The organism is Brucella sp. TWI559 (assembly GCF_039674265.1).
GTDB lineage: Bacteria > Pseudomonadota > Alphaproteobacteria > Rhizobiales > Rhizobiaceae > Brucella > Brucella chromiisoli.
In genome coordinates this window covers 1-380 of sequence record NZ_JBDJNE010000082.1, presented here as the reverse complement: position 1 = coordinate 380, position 380 = coordinate 1, and the positions used below count along the sequence as shown (strand labels likewise).

Below are 380 nucleotides of genomic sequence, written 5' to 3'. Positions count from 1 at the left end.
GGTCTTCGCAGCCGTCGTCTGGATGGTGCCGCCATTCGTGCCAAGCGTCACCGCACGACTGTTGTCAAAGCTGTCTGTGAGCAGAAGCGTGCCGCCATTGAAGCCGAGCGCTCCTGTCGTCGCACCAAGATTGCGGTCTGCACTCACTGACACAACGCCGCCATCAATCTGCGTCCCGCCCGTATAGTCGCTGGCCGTGCCCGCAAGAACAAGCGTGCCGTCGCCGGTCTTCGTTAACTTGCCCGTGCCCGTCACCGTGCCGGAGAAGGTGTTGGTCTTCGCAGCCGTCGTCTGGATGGTGCCGCCATTCGTGCCAAGCGTCACCGCACGACTGTTGTCAAAGCTGTCTGTGAGCAGAAGCGTGCCGCCGTTGAAGCCGA

Annotated in this window: 1 protein-coding gene; it reads right to left on the bottom strand. The window is 62.1% G+C overall.

Annotation, left to right across the window (positions count from 1 at the left end; translation table 11 throughout):
* Window positions 1–380, bottom strand: a 380-nt coding sequence (locus ABE530_RS19715) for an autotransporter-associated beta strand repeat-containing protein (RefSeq protein ID WP_499695737.1), incomplete at both ends; no start/stop codon positions are given.